The sequence below is a fragment of the Streptomyces mabaensis genome (assembly GCF_053763515.1).
The window spans coordinates 49483-71851 of sequence record NZ_JBSOPZ010000027.1 but is presented as its reverse complement, the minus strand read 5'-3'; the positions used below and the strand labels follow the sequence as shown (position 1 = coordinate 71851).

At 71.2% G+C, this 22369-nt stretch carries 11 protein-coding genes; 1 reads left to right on the top strand and 10 read right to left on the bottom strand.

Features of this window, described 5'->3' with window-relative positions; genetic code table 11:
- Nucleotides 1–51: 51 nt before the first annotated feature.
- Nucleotides 52–13770, top strand: a complete 13719-nt coding sequence (locus tag ACWV17_RS23340) for a DEAD/DEAH box helicase family protein (RefSeq protein WP_455361269.1) — start codon at nt 52–54, stop codon at nt 13768–13770.
- A 242-nt stretch (nt 13771–14012) separates the two neighbouring features.
- On the opposite strand, the gene ACWV17_RS23335 is transcribed toward ACWV17_RS23340, so the two are convergent.
- The 10 genes from ACWV17_RS23335 to ACWV17_RS23290 all read right to left on the bottom strand — a co-directional run bounded on the left by ACWV17_RS23335 (nt 14013) and on the right by ACWV17_RS23290 (nt 22030).
- A complete protein-coding gene (locus ACWV17_RS23335; protein WP_455355882.1) occupies nt 14013–14690 on the bottom strand; it encodes a hypothetical protein in 678 nt (225 codons plus the stop codon).
- Between the two features lie 163 nt (nt 14691–14853).
- Nucleotides 14854–15138 (bottom strand): hypothetical protein, encoded by a 285-nt coding sequence (locus ACWV17_RS23330; protein WP_455361268.1) that lies wholly within the window; start codon nt 15136–15138, stop codon nt 14854–14856.
- Nucleotides 15135–15464, bottom strand: a complete 330-nt coding sequence (locus ACWV17_RS23325) for a hypothetical protein (protein WP_455355884.1) — start codon at nt 15462–15464, stop codon at nt 15135–15137. Before ACWV17_RS23325 ends, ACWV17_RS23330 begins: the two co-directional genes overlap by 4 nt.
- Before the next feature lie 318 nt (nt 15465–15782).
- Nucleotides 15783–16415, bottom strand: a complete 633-nt coding sequence (locus ACWV17_RS23320) for an OmpA family protein (protein WP_455361267.1) — start codon at nt 16413–16415, stop codon at nt 15783–15785.
- 4 nt (nt 16416–16419) lie between these two features.
- Nucleotides 16420–17007: a hypothetical protein gene (locus tag ACWV17_RS23315; protein WP_455361266.1), complete on the bottom strand. Its 588-nt coding sequence runs from the start codon at nt 17005–17007 to the stop codon at nt 16420–16422.
- A gap of 22 nt (nt 17008–17029) precedes the next feature.
- Nucleotides 17030–17239: a hypothetical protein gene (locus ACWV17_RS23310; RefSeq protein WP_455361265.1), complete on the bottom strand. Its 210-nt coding sequence runs from the start codon at nt 17237–17239 to the stop codon at nt 17030–17032.
- Between the two features lie 115 nt (nt 17240–17354).
- Entirely contained in the window at nt 17355–18581 is a 1227-nt protein-coding gene (locus tag ACWV17_RS23305) for a histidine decarboxylase (RefSeq protein WP_455355888.1), read from the bottom strand.
- 31 nt (nt 18582–18612) lie between these two features.
- Nucleotides 18613–19455 carry a tryptophan synthase subunit alpha gene (trpA, locus tag ACWV17_RS23300; RefSeq protein WP_455355889.1) on the bottom strand — a complete coding sequence of 281 codons (843 nt, stop codon included), beginning with the start codon at nt 19453–19455 and terminating at the stop codon, nt 18613–18615.
- On the bottom strand, nt 19452–20696 hold the full coding sequence (locus ACWV17_RS23295; RefSeq protein ID WP_455361264.1) for an MFS transporter: 1245 nt from the start codon (nt 20694–20696) through the stop codon (nt 19452–19454). Before ACWV17_RS23295 ends, trpA begins: the two co-directional genes overlap by 4 nt.
- A complete protein-coding gene (locus tag ACWV17_RS23290) occupies nt 20693–22030 on the bottom strand; it encodes a hypothetical protein (protein ID WP_455361263.1) in 1338 nt (445 codons plus the stop codon). Before ACWV17_RS23290 ends, ACWV17_RS23295 begins: the two co-directional genes overlap by 4 nt.
- Nucleotides 22031–22369 lie beyond the last annotated feature (339 nt).

Sequence of the window (22369 nt, the reverse complement as noted above, 5' to 3'; positions counted from 1 at the left end):
GGTCAGCAGGATCTTGCCCCGTCCGGGCAGGGGGAGCGGGCCCGCGCCAACTTGGCGGCCCTGGAGGCGCTGCGCGTCCTGGAGGGTGAGCGGCGCCCGGCGTCCGAGCAGGAGCAGCGGGTTCTGGCGCGCTGGTCGGGCTGGGGTGCGCTGCCGGTCATTTTCAACCCGCGGCCGGCGCGTGAGGCCTTCGACGCGGACGACGCCTACGAGCGGGCCGCCGCGCGCTGGGACGCCGTCGGTGACATGCGCGAGCAGATCCAGACCCTGCTCACGGAAGACGAGTGGGCGGCGGCCCGCCGCAACACGATCAACGCGCACTACACCGACGCCGACCTGGTGCGCTCGATCTGGGGCGCGGTCCGCGGCCTGGGCTTCAAGGGCGGCCGCGTCCTCGAACCGGGCAGCGGCAGCGGCAACTTCATCGGCTTCGCCCCAGTCCTCATGCGTGACCCGGTGCAGATGACCGGCGTGGAGGTCGAGCCGACCACCGCGGCGATTGCCCGCCGCCTGTACCCGGACGCCGAGATCATCACCAGCGGTCTCGAAGAGATCCCGCTCGCCGACGGCGGTTTCGACGGCGTGGTCGGCAACGTGCCCTTCGGCCGGTATAAGCGGTTCGACAAGGTCCACAACGCCGACCTGAAGCTCTCGATCCACGACCACTTCGTGCTGAAGTCGCTGTACGCCACCCGCCCCGGCGGCATCGTCGCGCTCATCACCTCCCGCTACACCCTGGACGCGGAGTCCCCCGAGGCGCGCGAGCGCATGTATCAGCTCGGCGACCTGGTCGGCGCGGTCCGCCTGCCGGCCCGGGCGCACATGGCGGCCGCCGGGACCGACGTGGTCACGGACGTGCTGTTCCTGCGGCGCCGCATGGACGGCGAGGAACCGGGAGACGCGACCTGGCTGACCGCCACCAAGCGGGCCCTGCCCGGCCACGACGACGAACTCGCGGTCAACACCTACTTCGACGCACACCCCGAGTACGTGCTCGGCGAGCTGCGCGCGGGCTCCAGGGAGTGGGGCCCCGACGTCACGGTCGTCGGGCGCACGGACCAGACGCCGGCCGAATCCCTGGCGGCGGCCGCGGCCGCCATCGCCGTGGAGGCGGAGGCCGCCGCGCTGACCGCCGTTGCGGACCAGCGCACGGAGCCGGTGCAGACGATCGTCACCGGCGGCACGGAGGATGCCCTGGGGCTGGACGCCGAGGGCAACCCCACCATCATCGACGGCGGCCGCCCGGTCCCGCTGGAGGTCCACCCCGACCAGCGCGAGCAACTGGTCAAGCTCATCCGCCTCAAGAGCCTGACACTGGCCCTGTATGAGGCGGAGGCGGCGACCCCGGAGCCCGGCGAGACCCCGCAGCTCGCCCGGCTGCGGGCGGAACTGCGCGTCGGGTGGCGGGACTACCGCAAGGGCCACCCGCCGCTGACCAAGCCGCGCCAGCACTACAAGTTCACCCCTGCCGAGGCCCGGGCCCGCGCCACGGCGCAGGGCCTGAAGGACGTTCCCGAGGGGTGGAAGGCGCGCACCGCCTTCGCCTGGATCGATGACGACCCCGACGCCTCGCTGCTGTTCGGCCTGGAGGAGTGGGACGAGCGGACGGGCAAGGGCACCGAGCAGCAGGTGCTGCTCTCCCGCGTCCTGGAGCCGCGCCGGCTGCCGGTCCGGGCCACCTCGCACGAGGACGCCATCGCCCTGGCGATGGAGTACGACGGCGGCCGGCTGGACATGGCGCGCGTGGCCGGCCTGCTCGGCACGGATGCGGAGAGTGCGGCCGCGCAGGTCGCCGACGCCGGGCTGGCCTACCGCGACCCGGAGCAGAACAACGCCTGGGAGCCGAGTCACCGCTACCTGTCCGGCAACGTCCGCACCAAGCTCGCGGCCGCCAAGAAGCAGGCTGTCGGCGATCCGACGTTCCTGGGCAACGTTGCCGCCCTGGAGCGGGTCCAGCCCTCCGACCTTGCCCCTTCCGAGATCAAGGCCAAGATCGGCGCCCCGTGGATCCCGGTCGACGTCTACAACGACTTCCTCGCCCACCTCGGGTTCGAGGACGCCAGCGTCCTGCACGCGGGCGGCACCGTGTGGGAGGTCCGCGGCGCCAAAAGCGGCGACCTGGCCCGCACGGAGTGGGGCACCGGATCCCGGCCGACACAGGACCTGTTCACCGCGCTGCTGCGGCAGACCGAGTCGACCATCCAGGTGACCTACCGCGACAACGAGGGCCGCACCTACGTCGACAAGGACGCCACCGACGCGGCGCAGGAGAAGGCCAAGCTCATCGCCGAGGCCTTCGAGGACTGGGTCTGGAACGACAAGTCCCGGGCGGCCCGGCTCGCGAAGCTCTACAACGAGATGTTCAACAACCTGGTGCTGCCGGACTACTCCGGCTCCGCGCTGACCCTTCCCGGTCTGATCAGCGACTGGACGATGAAGGAGCACCAGAACGCCGCGATCCGCCGGATCGTGCACGAGCCGACCGCGCTCCTCGCGCACGTCGTCGGTGCGGGCAAGACCGCGACGATGGCCGCCGGCGCGATGGAGCTGCGCCGCACCGGCCTGGCGAAGAAGCCCGCCCTGGTCGTCCCCAACCACATGCTCAAGCAGTGGACCCGCGAGTTCAGGCAGCTCTACCCCAACGCCAAGATCCTGGCGATCTCGGCGTCCGACCTGAACGTGAAGCGCCGCGCGAAGTTCATGGGCCGGATCGCGGGCGGCGAGTGGGACGCGGTGATCCTCACCCACGAGGCGTTCAACCGGGTGCCGCTGCGGCCCGACAACATGCGGACCTACCTCGATCAGGAGATGCGGTCGCTGCGCAGCCAGCTGGACATCGCCGCCGAATCGGGGATGGGCCGCAACACGGTCAAGCAGATCGAAGAGAGCCTGGCCAACGCCGAGGCCAAGCTCCAGCAGCAGATCGAGTCCATGGGCGACGACAACGGCGTCTTCCTGGAAGACACCGGCGTCGACTACCTGTTCCTGGACGAGGCGCACGAGTACAAGAACCTGCGCACCGTCTCGGCGATCCCCGGCGCCGCGATCCAGGGCTCGGCGAAGGCCACCAAGCTGCACATGGTGCTGTCCTGGCTGCGCGAGACGAACGAGTCCGAACGCGTCGCGACCCTGGCCACCGGCACCCCGATCGCCAACTCGGTGACCGAGGCGTACGTCCTCAAGCGCTACCTGGCCCCGAAGCTGCTCGAAGACATGGGGCTCGACGCCTTCGACAACTGGGCGGCGACGTTCGGTGAGGTCGTCTCCAACCTGGAGCCCGACCCGAAGGGCGACGGCTACAAGTACAAGGCGCGGTTCAGCCGGTTCTTCAACGTCCCGGAGCTGATGGGCGCGTACCGGACCTTCGCCGACGTGCAGATGGCCGAAGACCTGGACCTGCCCACCCCACCCGTACGGGAGAACGAGGACGGACAGCGGGGCGAGACGGTCCTCATCCCGCCCACGCCGGCGCAGCGCGAGTTCATCAAGCAGCTTCCCCACAAGCCGTGGGTGCGCAAGCCGGGCGGCGTGCTCAAGGCCCTCGGTGAAGGCCTGCGGGCCTCCGTCGACCTGGACCTGGTCGACGCCACCGACGCACTGCGCGGCCTGGGGATCAACCCGAACCAGATCACCAGCACCGACCCCATGACCGGCGGACCGGTGCTCGACTACACCAAGGTCGCCGAACTCGCCGACGCCGCCGCCACCGACATGCGCTCCATCGGCGGCAGCAAGGACATGGGCAGCAAGATCCCCTACGCCGCCGAGAAGATCACGGAGATCTGGCACGAGACGAAGGACATCGTCTACCCGATCTCCTCGGACAACCCCAACCCGCAGGACCTCCCCGGCGGCCTCCAGCTCGTCTTCCTGGACGAGGGCACCCCGGGCAGCACCGCCAAGCACTCCGCCAACCTGTACGCGGACCTGCGCGACGAACTGGTCGCGCGGGGGATGCCGCGGGACTCGATCCGCTTCATCCATGAGGCGGGCACCGACCGCAAGAAGGAGAAGCTGTTCGCCGACTGCCGTGCCGGGCGCGTCCGCGTGTTGATCGGAAGCACGCAGAAAATGGGGACCGGGACCAACATTCAGGACAGGGCGGTCGCCCTGCACCACCTGTCCTATCCGTGGCGGCCGGCGGACATGGCCCAGCGCGACGGCCGGATCGAGCGCCGCGGCAACCTCAACGCCCCGTGGGTCGACAACACCCCCGACGACGTCCGCGTCCTGTACTACATCACCGAGCGGACCTTCGATGAGTTCCGGCTGACGACGCTCGCCCGCAAGGCGCGGTTCATCGGCCAGATCCAGCGCCGCGACTTCAGCATGCGCGAGATCGAGGACATCGGCGCCGACGCCCTCAACATCGGCATGCTCGCCGCTCTTGCCTCCGGTGACCCGGCGATCCTGCAACTCGCCGAGGCCACCGCGGAGCGGTCCCGGCTCCAGGGGCTGGCCCGCAGCTGGGACCGCGCGCAGGACAGCCGCAGCCAGCAGCTGAAGGACATCGACGACTTCCTCGGCCGGGCGGACTTCGCCCTGGAACGGATGCGGGAGGCGGCACCGAACCGCCGCCCCACCAATGGCGACGCCTTCGCCATGACCGTGGACGATGCGACCTACCGGTCCCGCGACACGGCCGCCAACGCCCTCGGTGCCCGCATGGCCGCCATCGCAGGAGACCAGTCGATCAGGCCCGGGCAGCGGATCCCCGTCGGCACCCTGGGCCGGCAGGACTTCCACGCGGAGATCGCCTACGGCTCCAGCGGCCGCCGCCAACTGCGCCTGCGCTTCGCCTGGGGGCACGTCGTCCCCATGGGGCAGCGCGAGGACCGCGCCCAATGGCAGGCCTCTACCGTCACCCCGTCCAACGGGCGCGGCGCCATCCAGTCCCTGGAGCACTTCCTCAACCACCTGGACGGCGATCTCGAAAAGCTCGACGCGTCGGCGGCCTCCCAGCGCGGCCGCCGCGAGGAGATCGCCGCGAACCTGCGGCTCAAGGATGACAACCCCTACCGGATCCAGGCCCGTTCCAAGGAGCGCCAGGAGCGGGCCCTCGGCAAGCTCGTCGTCGCCAACGAGAAGGAGGCCGCCCTCGCCGAACGCGTCGAGCGCGCCGGGAGCGTCAGCGAGGAGGCGGCCGAAGAGGGCAATGAGGAACTGACCGCCCTGCGCGAGCAGATCGCCGCCCTGCGCAAGGTCATCACCGACGAGGACGAGCTACAGGCGCGAGCCCAAGGCCTCGTGCAGCCGGACCGCGACGACACCGCATCCGAACCGGCCTCCAGCGAGGAGACCGCGCAACCCGAGGCGGCCGCCGACACCTCGGCCCCGGCGAACACCGCCGACCGTCAGGAGGTCCCCGGCGAACCGCAGGAGCAGCCGGGCACCGAACAACCCGGCACGGACGTCGGCACCTCGGCCGAGAGCCAGGAAGTACCCGCCCCAGAGGAGTCCAGGGAACAGCGGTTCCGTGAAGCCGTGGAGGACCTCTTCTCGGGCACCGCGCCGGGGCCGGGAGAGCCCGGCTCGCAGGACGAGGAACCTGCCGCAGGGGACGACGACCCCATCATCGATCAGATGATCGCCCAGGACATGGCGGCGATGGCCGGAGCGGGCTGGACAGAGGTGGTGCAGCCCTTCGCGAGCCAGTCGGAGGCCATGGTCGAGCGAGAACACGTTCAGGCCGTCTACGAGGGGTGGGCGGCGACACAAACGGCACTGCCGATGCTGGTCGACGCCGAGGGGGAGCTGACCGACGAAGACTCCCGGATCACCAACCCCGCCGGCCTCGTCGCCTCATGGCAGCACCGCAGCCGGGTCGCGGCTGAGACCGCGGGCCCGACTGGCGGGCGGATGGTGGTTGAGCAGTTCGAGGGCCTGGCCCAAGCGGCCCGCCGCGCGGACACGTACTTGGCCGAACGCGACGCGTATGCCACCGAGCGGGATCGGGCGCTGCTGCTCCGGGTGGCGGACGTCGCCGGCCGGTACGCGCAGCGGCTGTCCGCCACCCTGGACGTCCTGGCGCAGCAGCGGGCAGGCGAACGCCAGGAGAGCCAGGCCGAAGTGCACATGATCGAGGTACGGGCGCTGGAGAGCGTTATGGAGTACCTCGGCGACCAGGGCGCCGACTTCCGCATGGACCGGCGCAATGCCACCATCACCGACCGCGAGGCCGCCGGTACGCAGCTGCGGGACGACCTCCTTCGGACCATGAGCGAGTTCGCCGACCTGCCTCCCGAGAGGCAGAACATCAACCCCGACTTCCGCCTCATGTACGCCAGCATCCGAGGCATCCCGCTGTACGTCGGATGGAGCGGCATCGGCACGCCCGAAGCTCAGGCCGTGCTGGGGTTCGATCTGCTTCCGCTGCTGGACCGCGACAGCATCACCGCCGCCGAACTGGAGGCGATGACCCCGACGCAGCTGATCGACCGCCTCGACGGCAAGCTCGCCCTCGACGCCCTGGGCACGGTCCGGGACCGCGAACTGGCAGCGGTCCAAGACCTCCTTGCCGCTGGGGCACAGGGGCAACAGGGCACGAGGACGGACGACGCGCCCACCACAGAGACCCGCGGCCCGAACGCCGATCCCGAGCAGCTGGACCCGTGGTGGGAGGCCTCCAGCGACGAAGCGGTCCCCGACGGGCACCAGCCCTTCACGGACAGCTCGGTGCAGCTGGTGCCAGGCGACACGGTCCGCGCGGGCTGGCGCATGTACATGGAGGACCGGCAACTCCACTACCACACTGTCACGATCGAAGAGGGGCCCGATCCGAGGGACGGCTACTACGTCGGCCGCAACGAGGACGGCCTCCGCCGTCGCCTCCACCCCCGCAACATCGTCGCCGTCCCCGACGGCTCACGCCTGCTGCCGGGCAACGCCCCTGCGCCGGAAGAGACCCCGGCCCCCGCGCCGGCGGAAGCGCAGACCACCGAGGCGGCGCCCCACCAGGGCCTGATCGACGCGCTGGGCGACCGTGTCTCGCTCACGCACATCGGTGGCCCGCAGCCCGACGCCGAACCCGCCGAGGAACCGGCCGCTCCGGTGCCGACGGAGGCGGAGGAGCACACCGAGCCCTCCCCGGAGATGGCCCGCAGCGCGGCGGTCCTGCGGTACTACGAGCCGCTGCTGAAGCGCCACAAGCTGTCCGGCAAGGACGTCGTGGCCTACATCGACCGGCCCGGCGTCGGCTACACCTACGACCCGGACAACCCGCTCCTCGACCTCGTGCACGAGATCGGCAAGGTCGGTGAGCGCGTCGGCGGCAGCTTCCGCATCAGCTACAACGAGTGGGTCAACTACCAGGTCGGAGACAAGCGCGCCGCGCAGAGCGAGCAACTGACCAACCTGAGCCTCGACCTGTACACGCTCTACGGCGGCGAGACGGAGCCGCTGTTCGAGGTGGACCTGGAGTCGATCCTCGCCGCACCGCCCGGCGCCGTGATCGACCTGCCCGAGGAGACCGCCCGGGAGCAAGCGCCGTCCGCCATCGTGATCAACCACGATGCCGAGGGCACCACGGTGAAGGGCACCCGCGGGGACGACCAGCCGGTGCGCAACGCGCTCAAGGAACAGGGCTTCCGCTGGTCGCGCCGACAGAGTGTGTGGTACCAGCGGCGCGACACGCCCCTGGATGCCCGGGAGGACGCCGTACGCGGCCTTCGGGACTTCCTCGACCGGATGGGCACCGCCTACACCTACAACGGTCCCGAACCCGCACCGCAGGACACCGAAGAGTCCACCAAGGCCCCGCAGGAGACGACGCCCGCGGCCGCGACCGGCACGGAACCGGCCGAACCCTCCCTCCCGGCCGCTGTGGAGGCCTCCGAGACGACCGCAGAGCCCGGGAGCGATCCCGGAACGGAGACGGACACCTCCCCGGGCGTCGCCGTGCCCGGGCCCGGGCCGGGCACCGACGAACCGCAGCCCGTCCCGCCGGCCGACGCCGAGACCGACGTGCCCGCCCCGGCCGCCGCCGACGACGCGGCGGACAGCGATGCCGACGAAGAGGCGGACGACCCCGACGAAGCGGCCGCCGACGGCGAGACCGACGCCGAGAACACCGTGATCGTCCAGACGCCGGACGGACCCGGCAGGGTGATCGGGACGGACGGAGACCTGGTGCTGGTCTCCACTCAGTCCGGCACCCGGGTCTACGAGGGTGCCGAGGTGCAGTGGCCAGACGGCACCGCCCGGCCCGAGGACGGCGAGTGGGCGGCCAGGAGGCGGCAGAACGCGGCGGACCTTGCGCAGGCCTCGACCGCCGAAGGCATCGAGCTGCGCTACGGCGACGGCAACCGGCTGGTCGACCTGGACGTGGAGGCCGGGCACGGCACGGTGGTCGACGCCGACGGCGCGGTCGTCGGCTGGGTGCGCGCCCGCCTCGGCGACGACGGCCGCCGCTACTGGTGGGGCCAGGACGCCCGTGGCGGCGCCCCCGACGACATGCCCTTCCATGAGGCACTGCCCCCTTCCGCCGGCGTCCCGGCGATCCGTGCCGCCGGGAATGTGCGTACCGACAAGAACGCGGTCAAGGAACCGGCGCATCGCGGCCCGATCTCTGCCGAATACGCCTTCCGCGAGGTGCGCCTGACCACAGCTCAGGTCCGGGAGCTGCGGCAGCTCACCCTCGACAGCAGCTACTCGGACGGCACGCCGGTCGAGCCGCCGGAGTGGGTGGCCGCGCACCGCAAGTACCACCTCAACGTCGCGCAGATGCAGGCCCTCGGCGAGGCCGCCCAAGCCGCTGCGGACGCCTTCCCGGGCATCACGGCGGAAGAACGCCGCACCGCGAAGGTGCTGCGCAACGCCGCCGAGCGCTTCGAGTTCGAGGTGTACGACACCGCCCGGTGGCGGGCCACCATCCCCCCGATCGGCGAGAGCGACCCGTACGCCGGGCCCTACCAGCCCCGTCCCCGGACGGAGGTTGCCGAGGAGCAGCAGGCGGCGCCGGACACCCCTGCCCCCAGCGCGGAGCCCGCACCGGCCGTGACCGAGGCCGCTGCCGACGCCCCGGCGGACGGGGGCGAGCTGGAGCCCACCGCCGCGGCGGCAGAGCCCGGCCCGGCACCGACCGACGAGCCGGATCTCGAAGCGGCCGCGCACCTGGTCGGCCCCGCCCCGTACTGGCGGATCGTCGGCGCGGAGACCGACGACCAGGCCACGGTCCGGTTCGGCGGGCCCGAACGCCTGCGTGCCTTCGCCGCCCGCGTGCAGGTCGTGCCCGCCCCGTCGGCCCTCACAGAGACCAGCGCCGACGTGTGGATGGACGGCCGCATGATCGGCCGGATCTCGGACCTCAACGACGTCGGCGAACCCACCGGATCGGGCGCTCAGCCGCTGTGGAGCGCGGAGCCGATCTTCGGCACCATTGAGCGCCGTCTGTCCGGTCTGGCCCGCTTCCGCAGCCAGGAGGCGGCCCTTGCCGAACTGGCGGTACGGGCCCTGCGTACCGGCCCGCCCATCCCTGACCGGCTGGACGAGGACATGACCGCCTCGTTCACCAGGCACCTCGTGCGCCCGAACACGGGCATCCCGTCCCTGCCCGATGCGATGAGCGGCGACGCGGCGGCCGCCGCCCGGCACGCCGAACTGGCGGACATCCTGGCCGCCTTCGAGCAGGGCAGCAGCAACAGCGGGAGCATCGCCGAGGACCTGGCCGTCGCGCACGACAGCCTGCTGTGGCTGTCGGCCACACAGCCCGATGCCGACGTGCGGGACGACCTGGAGACCCGGGCCGACACGATCAGCACCTACCTGAACTACTTCCGTCCCGAGGACCCGCGGGCCGCACAGAACCGGGTGAGCGACCCGCCGGACACTGCCGTGCCCGACCGTACGGCGGCCGCCGACTCCGCGTCCGAAACCACCGGAGCGGCGGAGGAGGAGGGGCAGCTCGATCTCTTCCCCACCGAAACGCCGGACGCCCCGGCCCCCCGTCGCCCCGCCCGTCGGCGCGGCGGAAAGAGGACGGAGCCCGCGATCCCGCCCGGCACCGACGGGGGCCCGGAGAAGGGGCGTCTGGGCGTGTACGGGCACGCCGACCATGGCGAGTGCGAGCGCTGCGGCACCCCCGACACCGCCCGGTACACCGTGGTGTGGCACTGGTACGGCCGGGACGAGATCAGCGGCGACATGGCCGCCGAGTGCGCGCCCTGTGTCGAGCTGACCACGGGCCTGGCTTACCAGGAGATCGCCCGACTCGCCGACGCGGCTGAAGTCCGGCGCGGCGGTCGCCGCATCCAGCCCGGCCCGTACCCCGAGCGTGACGTCACCGTGGCCCGCACGGCAGACAACGAGTGGACCTCCGTCCACCTGCCCACCGGGAAGCGCTACCGCTCGGCGCAGGAGTCGGAGAGCGGCTACCGGGGCTACGTGACCCGCGACCTGCATGGCGTCTCGTACGGCGTGGGCCCCGATGTCAGCGTCGCCAGGGAGATCGCCACGCGGGCGGCGCTGGGCCACACAGCGGAGACTCATCCCAACGCCGGCGACAACTGGGTGTACTTCGGCTACCGCCAGGACTGCAAAGCGGCACCGCTGTACGAGGGCGAGACCATCACGGTCCGCATTGACGGGCGGCGCCTGCGCGGCCCGTACGAGCACGGCCCGCGCTGGGACCTGACCGTCGCCGGGTTCGCGTACGTGGTGGAGATGGTCTACCAGCAGGGGCAGCCCGGCGACGACGGCCATCGCCTGGTCGTGACGGGCCCGGACCAGACCAGCGCACGGTATGTGCAGTGGGACGGCGTACTGGAATGGGCCCGCGAGCACGCCCGTGGTGCCGAGGCAGGGCGGTCGAGCACGCTGACCGCAGCGCCGATCGAAGCTCCGGCCCCCGCCGAGCAAGAGGCGTTGGCGGAGGGCGAGACGGCCGCCGACGACGGGCAGCTCTCGCTGGTCGAACCCGCCGATGCCCCTCCCGCGCCAGCCCCTGCGGCCGGGGGCCCGGGCGCGGACGCCGCCGTGGAGGAACCGGCCCCCGACACCGTGCCCGTCAACGAGCCGATCGCCGAAGCGGCGGCGCAGGACGACGCTCCCGTACCGGACCGCGAGCCGGACGGGGAACCAGACCAGGAGGACGCAGTGGCAGACGAGCCGGACCCCGCATCCGTCACGACGGACGTCCCGGCCGCCGATCCGCCGTCGGCCGTAGCGGTGGGCGACAGCCCCGTCCTGGATGTTGAGGACCCGCCTGCGCCTCGCAGCTACACGGAGGTGTTCCCGCTCCCCGCTGACGCCGCCTACCAGCTCCACCTGACCGGCCTGGAGGGGCAGGGTCCCAACGAGGGTGAGCTGCGGTACGGCGAGACCACGATCGCCGCCGTACGCCTGTCCGCCTCCGGGCGCTGGTTCGCGCGCCTGACGGTCGACGGCCTGCCCGCCGACGTGACGGCCCTGAACGGCTCACCGCAGGACGCGGCGGGCCAGGGCGCCGTGATGTTCGCGGCCTTCTCCGGAACGCCGTACGGCGTGCAGCCCGGCGCGGCCGCCGACTACGGATCGCTGACGCGGGCGGACGTGCTGCGCGGCGAGCTGCGAGCCGCCGCACTGGGACACCTCGACACCATCACCGTCGCGGTCGCCCGGGTGAGCGCGGACTACACGCAGATCCCGCAGTTCCAGGAACTAAGCGCCCGACTCAACGACCTGGCCGCAGCGGAGATCGACGCCCACAACTCCCGGCAGATGGCCGCCAACCTTGACGCCGTTCAGCAGGCGGTCAACGCCTGGGGCGGCACGCTGCCCGTGGACCCCGCCCTCGATGAGCGTCAGCACCTGGCGTTCCCCCTCGCGCACCTGTTGCACGACACCACGCGTCTGCACGCCCGCCTCCAGGCCACCCTGGACGCGGTCCAGGCGGAGCGGACGGCCCTCCAGCGCGAACAGGAGGCCGCCGCCGCAGCGGCGCCGGCGGAACCCGCCCGCGAGGAGAGCGTGCAGCAGACACCTCCGCCCCCTGCGGCGCCTGAGCCGGTACGCGGCCCGGTGGTCGTGCTCGGGCTGCGGGAGGCCAGCGAGGGACAACTCGTGGCCATGGTCAACACCGAGGACGCCTCGCAGGCCCTGGTCCTGCCCGGCGTCACGTCCGCAGACCTGCCGGGGATGCCCATGCCGGTCCGGGTGGAGGTGCCCATGCTGATGCGCACGGCGCAGCAGGCCGAGCACCTGGTGTCTGACGAAGAGACGCAGGCATGGCTCGCCGAGCACCTGCCGGGCGGCCCGCTCGCTCAGGCCTGGAGCAGCGACGCGGTGCGCGCGACGCTCGTCGTCGTGGTGCGCGACGTCCTGCGGGAGGGCATGGCGCCCAGCGTGGACGAGGTCGCCGCCTGGCTGGTGACCACGGCCGCCGAACAGGACGGCTTGCTCCAGGCCGCCCAAGCCGCCGCCACCGTTGAGGACTTCGCGCCACAGTTCGCGCGGGCCGCCGACGCCCTCGTGGCCAACACCGGCGGCTCCGAGTTCCTGCTATGGACCTACCTGGGAGACGAGGGGGCCCGCCGAATCCAGGTGCTGGCCCTGGCCACACAGAGCGCGTATGAGCAGCTGCGCGTCCTGCCCGCACCTGCGGACGCTCCTGGCCCGGAGCGGGCCCCGACTCCGATCGAGAACGAACCGCCTGCCCCGAGCCCCGAAGCACCGGAGGACCCCGAGATGGCCGCACCCGCCCGTCCCGCGAAACCCGAGAGTTCGGAGCCCGCCGCCCCGACGTCCGCCGACACGGGCGCGGCCGCCGAGCCGGGCGACCAGAAGCCCGAGCTCACCGAGATTGCGGAGCCCGCCGCCCCGGCGCCGACCGGGGAACTGCCGCTGTGGACCGGCCCAGAGGAGACCTCTGAGCAGACGGAGGACCGTCCGGTCGACGTCGTCGCGGAGTTCGCCGGCGTCCAGGAGGCGTGGGACGAGCACGTTCCCGCCGACAAGGGCACGAGCGAGGACCTGTTCGCCGACGTGCAGGCAGACCTGCTCAAGCTCCAGCAGATGCTCGCCGACGCCGTCGCCGAGACCGCGCCCGCTCCCGAGGCGCCGCCGGTCACCACCGTGCAGCCCGCTGCGGCCGCGGAGTCCGCACCCGCGCCTGCGACCGCACCGCCCTCCGGCGAGCAGGAAGCGCCGAAGGCAGACCGCGACCCGCAGAAGGAAGCGGGCGCGGTGAACACGGCGCTGCGACAGGCTGACGAGCACGCGCCCGCTCTCCAGGACTTGCCGGAGTGGCAGCGCATCCAGACGGTCCGGGGCGCCTTCGGCAACCTGATGCGCGTCATCAAGGAACGAGCGGGGGAGCACCTCGACAAGCTCATGGGCGACGGCCGCGTCGCCGACTTCTTCCGCCGGGTCTCACTCCGCGCGTGCGAGAAGGTCGCCGGATGGGCACAGGCTGGTGCGGACCGGCTCCGGCGGGACGACGAACGCGGTACGGAGCAGCGCGAGGACCTGCCGAGCACCGATGCACTGCTGCGGCTGGGAGATGCGGCCCTCGAGTACAGCGGTCCCCGACGCGGCGGCACACCGCCCCCGCCCGCGAGCGGAGCGCCGGACGCGGTCGACATCCCGGCGATGCGCAGGATGGGGGAGGCCCTGAACCGGCCCATGCCCGGCGACACCAAGCGTGTCTCCACGGCGGCCGCCCGGGGCCGGTCGACCACGACCGCCAAGCGGGGAGCGAAGGGGGCGAAGAAGTCGGCCAACGGCAGCGAGCAGGCCGAACACCTCCGCCGCAGCGGCGAGCAGCAGCAGGCGACCAAGCCCAACCAGCAGCGCTGACCCGGCTCTGGCCGGGCGCCGGTGACGACCAGTCGCCCTGCGCCCGGTCGGACACCGTTTGTTTGGTCATTCTGGCCAGATAACCCGCACGGCCCTGCGGTCCCCCGGCAAAGCCGTGAGGCCGGCAGCAGGGAGCGTGGCACGGGCGTTGACGCCTCACCCCCCATGACTCACCTCTTAAGAGGTGAGTCATGGGGGGTGAGTTGGCGGTGGCTCGTGTCCATCGCGCAGCCCTGGGGGCTTCAGTTGCCCTGCTCAGCGGCCTCCGTTCGGCCCTCCTCAACGGCGATGCGGTCCAGCAGCGCCGCCTTGCGTTCGATCAGGCGCGCACGAGCTGCCGGGTCCGGAGGCGTGTGCACGTCGCGGTACAAGTGGTTGACGGCGTCGAGGACCTGGACCGTCTCCTCCTGCGTGGACAAGACGGGCAGATGACCGGTGACGGGATGGTCCGTCTCACGGTGAGCCGGAACGTGCTCACGCGCCCACTCATCGAGGCTCCGCCCGGTGGCGGTGGGCCCATAAGCGGCCTCATGCAGGCGCCGACTGCGGGACGCGGCACCCGGCCGGGCCGGGTAGAACGGCTCCTGAAGGGCCTGCTTCCACTCCCGCTCTGCCTCGCGGTACCGCTCGTGCGCGGACTGCTTCTTGATGTCCAGCTGTGCGGCGATGGCCTCCCAGCTGGTGCCCCTCTCCCGCTCATAGATCACGGCACGGGCCAGCACCTCCTGTGCCTGGTGCACCAGAGCCAGCGCGTCGCCGACCTCTTCCCCGGGCACGGACCATGCGTCGATGGTCGTCGGCACGCCGGCGGCGGCCCGGGCGGCCAGGTCGCGCAGCTCGTAAGAGAGGACGAGGCGGGCCAGGGCGGTGCGGCTGTACGCATACCGCTCGCTGTCAGGGGCGTACTCAGCTTCTGCCATGCGCGTCAGGCTATACCTGACGATTCCAGAGTCGTCAGGCGCAGCCTGACGTGCCGCGCCGGTGCCCGGGCTGCAGGGACCCGGGCGCCGAACACCACCCGAGCCGCTGCCCCGGGCGCCGAGGAGATGGCCGCAGCCATGACCGACTCCAGAACTCCGCAGGTCAGGGGCCAGACAGGATGAAGATCACAGAGACCGTGCCCCCGCCGCTACCGGGCGGCTCCTGGACGCGGTAGAGCACGGTGATGCGGTCACCGGTGTCCGGCGCCGGCGTCGTGGTGATCCGGCGGAGCTCGGCGCCCACGATCGGCTCGGTGGAGCTCCGTGGGTCCCGCGGGTCCTGGGCGAGCTGATCGAGTACCTTGTGGACGACGCGGCGGCCGCCGGGAGTGAGGCGCGCGAACTCTTCGTAAAGCCGGGGCGGTACGTCAACGGTCCAGTTGGTCACGCAGCTGAGCCCTTGCCGTCCAGGAAGGCGTAGAGGTCGGCGACCGGCGCGACCTCGGTCGCGCCGGTGATCATCGCGGTGATGGCGGCCTGGACCTCGGGGCGGGTCCGGAGTGCGACCAGGTGGCGGGCCTCGGTGATGATGGCGGCCTGCTCGGCGCCGAACCGGGCGGCATCGAGCCTCGCGTTGAACGCGGTCAGCTCGGCCGGGTCGATGACGGCGAGCGCGGCCCGCAGCTCGGCGAGCGTCTGCGGACCTTCGCCGGCCTCAAGCCGGTGCGGGTCGGCGTATGCCGCGGTAGGCGTCTCGTACGGCTGTGCGCTCATCCTGATGACCTCCGTCAATCCTGTGTCCCACGGTACGCGGTCGGGCCACCGGTCGGGCAGGGTCCTGGCAGATCCCGGTAGCCTGCCCGCGGCGGCCGCACCCCTCACTCTTGCTGGGGCGGACCTCACCGCGGCCGCCCTCCGACGTGGCAGAGCCCGGGGTATCCGTCGATACCCCGGGCTCTGCTGTCACTGCCAATCCGCGACGGGGGCATGGACCGGCGGGAGCTCACCTCACCCGGACGGCTGGGCGCGGCTGACGGCGAGCTGCCGGCGGACGGGCAGCTTCGCCTCCTTCGGCTACCCGTTACGTGCGGATCAGCTCTGGGAGCCTTCGCCGCGAAGGAAGGAGACCTCCACCCGACGATTTTTTCTGCGGTTCTCCTCGGTGTCGTTCGAGGCGATCGGGCGCCGCTCGCCGTACCCGCGGACTTCATACGTGATACCTGCGGCAGCAAGCTCCCTGGACAGCACATTCTGTACGGCATCAGCGCGCTGCTTGGAGAGCACGTCGCCGTGCGCGGAGGAGCCGAGGTTGTCGGTGAAGCCGAAGACGCGGACCTTCTTGGCGTCCTGCTTCTTGATCTCCGCCGCGATGGCCTCGATACGGGCGTGGGCAGCGCTGCTGAGCTTGGCACTGTCCTTGCCGAACAGGACCTCGGCCGGCAGATTGAACTTGACTTCCGAGTTGGAGTCCTCGCGCTGTTCGTCACCGCTCACGTCACCGACCACTTGCTTGACCTCCAGTACCTTGCCGGGAGCAAGAGCTACGCCCTCCACCGGCATTCTGAGGTCGGGGTCGTTGACGTCGATGTCACCCTCGAAGACCGAGGTGGCGGTCGGAGTCGGGTCCTCGACGGAAGCAGCGGGAGCTGCGATACCGGTCAGGGCGAGGCTGATGGAGACCACGAATGGTGCCCGCCGGAAGCGGGGTGGGGTCTTGGTTCGCATTCCGTCACTCACTCCCCAGCTCAAGGATGACGGACTGGAAGGTCGGCAGCTCAAAGGTGACCCTGGTCGTGCCTTGCGGCGGGGCCGGGAACTGCATGTAGACGGGTGTCTCGGAGTTTCCCTTGGTCACGGGAATGCCGGTGGTGGCCAGCGGGCGGTTCTCGGTGTCCCGAAGAATGTAGTAACGCTTCTTCTCCTTGGAGTCGACCAAGGTGGCCCCACCCATGGAACTGCCGCCGGCGCCCTTCAGGATCGCCAGATCGGGGCCGGACCAGAACGAAGTCCCGTAGAAGTCCTTGCTGCCGTTGTTCTTGAGCACGCCGGTCACCGTGACGAAGCCACCGGAGTCACGAACCGCAGAGGTGAGGTCGAGGGTGATGTGACTCTTCCCCTTCAGAGTGGCAATGACCTGGTTGGGCTGCTGCTTGGCGCTGCCGTTGCTTCTCGCGTCGGCCTTGGGCGAGGAGGACTTGGACGTTGAAGCCATTTCTGTCTCGTCGTCGCCTCCGCCGCAGGCTGCCAGGGTGAAAGTCAACGCTACGGCCGCCGTGACGGCCGCAGCCGTCCGACGCACCTGAGAAATCTGCCGCATTCTCATCACTGTTGTTCCTCTGCTAGTAGTTGTTCACTCGGTCGGTCGGCATCGACGAGCCGGACGTGATGGCCAGTTGGTCGGCCCGGGCGAGCGGGGCCAGGTGCCGGGTGCTGCCCTGGTACGCGAACGGGTCGGTACTGCCCCAGCGGGTGCGGACAATGAGCGCGGGGCCCCAGAAGCCGGCCGACAGGAGTGCGGGGGCGAGTAGGGCAAGCAGAACGTCGGCCACGGGGCCCTTCCTTGGAGAGCAGGGGGATGGGAGCGGTTGATGTCGTCGGTCATCCACTGGTCTGTGGCAACCGTCTGATCCGCGCGGGGCTCGCCGAAGGCTGGAGCGAGGGCCGTCATGAAGCAGTGCCGGAGGCGAGGTCTCGGCAGAGCTGGTCCACGGCGGCCGTGGACACATGGCCGACGCACACCACGTGGGCCCGGGGGCCTTCGCAGGCCAGGTGCCATTTGCGCACGATGGAATCGGCGGGACGGTCGAAGCAGACGGTCAGTGAATCCGGGAAACGCGACGGGTTCGCGTCGGCGAGGGCGAGCTGTTGCGTCGCGTACTCGGCAACGTCGAGGCAGTCGTGGATCAGTGAGCGGAGCCCGGAGTGTCCCAGACGGCGCAGAGCCGACCACATGAGCACGGAGGCGAGGCCGCTGCGTGAGCAGCCGAGCGTGCGGTCGCTGGCGCCGATGTACTCGGCGCCCGACGCTGGGGGTGTGAAGTCGCGGTGGACCAGGACGACGCCGGTGGGGATGGGAGATCCAAGGATCTTGTGGCCGCTCATGGAGAGCGAGTCGACGCCGTGCCGGAAGTTCCATGGAGGGGAGGACGGCGCGTGTGCGGCAACGAGTCCGCCGGCCGCCGCATCCGCGTGGAGGTAGACCGCGCCGGCGGCGGATCCCATTCTGCGTAGCGCCACGACGTCGTCGACCGCTCCTCGCATGGTCGTTCCGATGGAGGCCAGCACAATCGCGCCCGGTCCTTTGCCGAGGCGTGGATTGAGACGACGGTTGGCGAAGGCTGCAGCCTTCAGGCTCTGAGGGTCCATGGTTCCGTCTGCCAGGGACGGGATGGTCACCAACTGCATGCCCATCAGGTCAATCGCTTTGGGAACGCTGTAGTGAGCTTGATCGCTTGCGTAGACGTGGGCGTGGGGCAGCGCACGGCGCGCGGTGGCGAGGCCGTAGAGCACGCCTTCTGAGCCCGAGGCGGTCATGTAGCCCCAGACCTCGTCCAGGGTGGTGCCGGCCGTTTCTGCGAAGAAGCGGAGCACTGCCTGCTCGTAGGTCTTGGCGTGCATGCCGCTGGAGTCTGCGCTGTCCGGGTCGCCGACGTTGTTGAAGAACACGCTCAGCGCCGGGCCCAGGGCCTCGAAGGAGAAGTTGAGGTTTCCCGGGTAGCCCAGGATGCGGGGCTCCTCGGCCCGCAGCCGGCTGACGAGCTCCAGGAGGTGAGAGGTGTCGGCCTCGGCGTCGCAGGGGTGCGCGCCGATCCGCAGGGACTGGTCGGCCGCCACGGATGCGGTGTAGGACGCAGGGCCGGACAGGAGCGGAGGGGTAGCGGTGACGGACAAGGAGTCTCCTTGGGAGGGGACGAGGGGGGTGTCAGGCGGCGCGTGTGGTGCTGCGGCGTATTCCGTCGGCGAGTTCCGCGGCGAGCGCGGCCGCTGCGGCGGTGCCGCGTGCTCCCGGGGCTGATCCGAGACGCCGGATGATCGCGGAGCCGACGATCACGGCGTCGGCGTATTCGGCGACTTCCGACGCCATCTCGGCGGTACTGACGCCGATCCCCACACCGACCGGCAGGCTGCTGAGCGCGCGCAGTCTGTTCACGAAGTCGCGTAGTCCGGAATGCAGCGGGCCAGTAGCGCCCGTTACTCCTGCGACGGCGGGTGCGTAGACCATGCCGCTGGCGGCCGCACACACGCGTGAGAGGCGGGCGTCGCTCGCATTCGGCGCGGTGACGAATACCGTGTGCAGGCCGTGGGCAGAGCTGGCGGCCAGCCACGGACTGGCCTCTTCGACAGGCAGGTCGGGGAGGATGACGCCCGCTGCGCCGGCGGCCGCCAGTTCTGCCGCGAAGCGCTGCGGTCCGTACCGGTAGACGGGTTGCCAGTAGGTCATGACCAACAGGTCGGCCGAGGACGTGGCCGACAGCTCCCGCACCGCGAGGAAAAGGTGCCTGATCCGGAAACCCGCAGCGAGGGACTGCGCGGCAGCCGCGGCGACGACCGGACCGTCCATCATCGGGTCCGTGAACGGCAGACCCAGCTCCAGCACATCGGCGTGCTTCGCGAGCACATGCAGGGTGTCCAGGCTCTGGTCGAAGGTCGGATAGCCGACCGGCAGATAGGCAGCGAGGAGTGCATGCCCGCGGGCGCGGCTGCGGGCGAAAGCGTGATCGAGACGTGCGGCGGCCCACGACGGCGGGCGAAGTTCAGTGGTCATGACCGGCCCTTGAGGGGGCTGCCGCAGGTGGACGACGCCGAATGAGCCAGGCGGAGCGGGCGTCGTACGAGATGGAGCAGCACCACGGCGAGCGCGGCCGCGACGGCGGGGACGGCCCACGAGCCGCCGAACGGGCCGGCGGCAGCAGTGCCCAGCGCCGTGCCGATACCGAAGGCACTGACCAGCCATCCGAAGGATTCGGTGACGGTGCCGGGCACAGCCAACGCGTCGATCGCGAGGTAGGCGCAGGTCAGCAGCGGGCCGAAGAAGAATCCGGGAAGCGCTGAGAAAGCAACGGCGAGGTATGGACCGGGATCCAGGCAGAGAGGAAGCCAGGCAAGGGCGAAGGCGGCGCCAACGAGGGTGAGCTGATGGCCGGTGCTGCCGCCCCACCGGCGGGCGGTAAAGGCTGCACTGCCCAGCAGCGCGCCGATCGACAGTGCGGCAGGCATCGCGCCGGCCAGCCAGGCAGCCTCGTGCCGTTCACCGGCTGCCAGAGCACCGACGTTGAGTGCTCCCAGAGCCGCACCGACCGCGACCAGCGCGAGGAGCAAGATCCGCATCCCGGGCGAACGCAGAGCCCCCGCAATGCCGCCGCCTTCTGCCCCGGTGGGGCGCCAGGCACGGGAAGGCCCGGACAGGATGGTGGACAGCGCCCCGCACAAGCCGATCCCGCCGGTGACGGCCAGCGCGACCGAAGGCCCGGCTGCGGAGCACACGACGGCCGCCAGGAGCGGGCCCGCGACGTACACCAGCTCCTGGCTCCCGCTGTCCAGTGAGTAAGCGGCGCGCAGGTGCCTGGGGGAGGGAACCACTGCCGGCCACAGCGTGCGAAGGGCGGCCTCCAACGGTGGGGAGGCGAGCCCGGCAAGGGCGGCAGCCAAGGCGGCGAGGACGAGGTCTGCCGTACCGGCGACTGCAAGGATGAGGAAAGCGGTGGCTGACACAGCGGCGCCGACGGCGAGCGGGCCGGTCTGTCCGTACCGATCGGCGATCCGGCCCAGCAGGGGCTGACCCGCGGCCACCGCCAAGCCGAAGGCCGCAGCGAGGATTGCCCCATTGGTGTAGGTGCCGCCCTCGGCCCGCACCGCGAGCAGCAGAACGACCGGTGCCATGCCCAAAGGGAGTCGGCCGAGCAGTGTGCCGCCGAGTAGCCGGGCGCAGTGCGGCAGCCGCATCACGGCCGTCCAGCCCACCGGAGGTTCGAGCTGCTGAGCGGGAGGAGTGATCGTCTGGGTCATCGCGTGCTCGCTGGGGAGTGGGAATGCCCGGGGGATGCGGATCCCTGCGCGTTGCCCTGGTAGAGGCCCAGGGCCTCGGCGGCCCGGATGATGCGGTAGTCCTCTTCGAGCGCGCGCCTCGTTGGGGCGAGGAGGACGAGCTCGCCGGGTGACGTGGAGCGGTCGACGGTGCGCCGCACCGGCTCCGAGGGGCGGAGCGGGCCGACGACTTGGGCGACCGTGGGCAGGGTGGTGAGCATGCGCAGCAGCCGGGCGTCGAGCGCTCCGTCTTGCGGCGCGATCAGTGAGACGCGGGCGAGGTGAACGCGGGACCCACCGCGGGCTGCCCGCTGGACGCCGTCGCAGACTGCTGCGTCGACGGCGTGGTGAAAGGGGCCGCTGCCGTGCGCTGCGTATGTGACGTCGTGGGCGGGTGAGGGGCGCGCATAGGCGCGGGCCGCCAGCAGGACGGCGCCGCGGCCCGGTACGAAGACGATCCGGCTGCGGACCGGGCCGGACTCGACACCCAGCACGTCCAGCACACGCATGGTGTAAAGGGAGAGTGCCCGGGCCATCAGGGTGTGCCTGCCGAGCAAGTCCGACCGGTCGTGCAGCTGCTGGTCGGTACGAGTCTCGGACCAGATCTCGGTAATGACATGCTCGACCGTGCCGTCCAGGGCGCGGCTGGTGACGCTGTTCACGAGGTACTGCGGGCCAGGGACGTACTCCTGGATGACCAAGTGGGCCTCAGACGTATGGCGGTGCGATACCCGGCGTATCTCGCGCCAGGCAGCGCAGACTTCGGAGCGGTTGCGGCACCGGCGGGCCGACGCAGCCACGGAACTGTCAGCGGGAGCGATGACGTACTCGGTCAGCGGCCAGCGATCGGTCCACGCCAGAGCGTCGGCCAGCCGATCGGTCCGCAGACCGCGCGGCGCGGCAACGCCCGCATCCGCCAGAGCGGCGGCCTGGACACCACGGTCACGGCGCAGCAGCGAGGTGGCCGGGTCGTTCCCCGGCAGGCTCATTGCGTGGGCCAGCCGGTCGGTGAGCTCGACGCCCAGTGCGCTACCGGCCACCACCGCGCTGACGTTCATGGCCCGCAGCTTCTTGACCGTCCGGCGCAGACTGCCCGCGTGCGAGACCCGCTGCGCGTAGGCCGAGTGGGGCTCCATGCCGGCGTACGCCGGAGGGAGCGTGTACGACGGCAGCGTGACCGCTACACACTGCCACCCACGTAGGGCGAACTCTCGTTCGTATTCGCCATCGTCGCCGTGCGGCGCTACGACGGCAGCCACGCTGCGGCCGGACTGATGATGGCCGACTGCTGCGAGTGCCGAGGGTGCGAAGGTCATGGGTATCTCCTCGCGGTGGTGGACACAGGGCGCTCCAGGAAGAGGTCGGGAGTCTTCAGTGGTGCGGCCTCGGCGTCTGACGGTTCCCGGGCGCCGGAGTCAACGGGAATGGGGAGGGTTGGGGGGTGCCGTCTGGCAGCCCGCCCGAGTGGCAGCTCGGGCGGGACGACGGCACCCCCGGTGGGCCGAGGAGCCCGCTCGCGCAGGGGGAACCGCGAGCGGTACCGAGCGCTTCGTTCAAGGGGGGCCCGAACGGCGCTGTCCTCGGCCGGTCCCGGTCAGGCAGGGGGAAGCTGTGACCGGGCGGCTCATCCGAGCCGGGCCTGGAAGCCCGGCCGG